Genomic DNA, 1,434 nt, shown 5'->3' on the forward strand with positions numbered 1-1,434 from the left:
GTACAGGGGGCGCCGGTGCCCGTGCGGCGGGGGGTGCCGAGGGCGGCGCTGACCCCCGCGTGGCTGGCGGCCACCTGGCCGAGGAACTCGTCGTTGCGGATGCCGGTGCGCAGCTCCAGCTCCCGGTGGATGCGTTCGGCGAGGGCCTGCCAGGTGAGTTCGGTCCAGGTGTCCGCGCGCCGTTCGGCGACCGGTCCGCTGAAGCGGTGGGCGCCGATGAGGGAGACGCGGCGCAGCCCGACGCGCAGGACGGCGCCGCAGCGGGGCAGCCGCAGGAGCAGTCTGCCGTCGCTCACGGCGGTCTGGTGCTCGGGGCCGGAGACCTCGCGGAGCAGACAGTTGAGAAGGGTGTGGGCGACCACGTGGTCGGCACAGGCCATGTCGGCCGGGGTGCCGGCCGGGGCGGAGGGTGCGGAGGACATTCAGCGGCTCCAGCGGGTGCGTGCGAAGGAGGTGGGGCCCGACGGCCGGAGGGCGCGCGGGAGGGACGGGCGGCGGCCGCGCGAGGGCTGCGGCGCGGGAGGGCGTCGGCGTCATCACCCGGTGTTCCGCAGGTAGTTGGGGCCGTCCACGTAGTGCTTGTTGATGTCCGCGGCTCCGGAGCGCTCCTTGGTGAGCAGGGTGCCCGCGGTGACCATGGCTTTGACGGGCAGCCGGTCGGCGTCGAGGACGCGGGCGCGCAGCACGGCGGCGGCGCCGGGTTCGGTGTCGGCGAGGCGGCCGGTGGCCTCGGTGAGCCGGGCGCGGACGCGGCGCAGCAGGGCGTCCAGCGGCGCGCGGCCGAGCCCCGCGAGCTCGAAGGCCAGGGCGCCCGCGCACAGGTGGAGGGTGATCGTGGCGAAGACGTCGGCCACGGGTCCGTCGCCATCGGCCGGGACACGCGGGTCGGTGAAGGCGCGGAGCAGGCCGGCGGCGGCAGGGCGGCCGAGCCGCGCGGCGAGCCGGGCGGGGTGCACGCGCGGGCTGTCGTTGTCCTTGAGCAGCAGCCGCAGCCGGGTCCGGCCGCCGGGCCGGTCCAGCACGACGGAGGTGTTCTGCTGGTGTGCTTCGAGGCCGATGCCGTACGAGAAGAGGGTGGTGTGCCAGTCGAGGAGCAGGGTGAGGTAGGCGTCGAGGAAGGCGGTGAGCGAGCCGCCGTAGTAGCGCTCGGCGAGCTCGTCGACGACGAGAGCACCGCCGGGGGTGCGGGCGAGCAGCGCGGCGACGGGCACGGCGTGGGCGGCGTCCAGGCCGCGGGGGTAGCGGCGGACGAGGGCGGCGAGCAGTTCGTGGTCGGCCTGGAGGTGGGCGCTCTCGTCGGCGAGGAGGACGCCGCGGGCGAGGCGCGGCTCGCGGGTGGCGACCGCCTCCAGCAGGTGCTGGGCGGCCTCGCCGTCGGTGAGCGTGCCGGGCTTGATGGTGCGGCGGTTGCGCAGCCCCAGGGTGGCGGTGGGG

The 1,434-nt window shown here is 76.4% G+C and carries 1 protein-coding gene and 1 pseudogene; both read right to left on the reverse strand.

Translation table 11 applies throughout. The features are described from left to right. Nucleotides 1-422 (reverse strand): annotated as a pseudogene (locus K6I34_RS36940) (iron transporter); the annotation flags it as partial. A gap of 114 nt (nt 423-536) precedes the next feature. After that, a partial coding sequence (locus tag K6I34_RS36945; protein ID WP_275127235.1) for an IucA/IucC family C-terminal-domain containing protein occupies nt 537-1,434 on the reverse strand: 898 nt, incomplete at its 5' end.

This window comes from Streptomyces sp. UNOC14_S4, from assembly GCF_020740835.1.
Classification (GTDB): domain Bacteria; phylum Actinomycetota; class Actinomycetes; order Streptomycetales; family Streptomycetaceae; genus Streptomyces.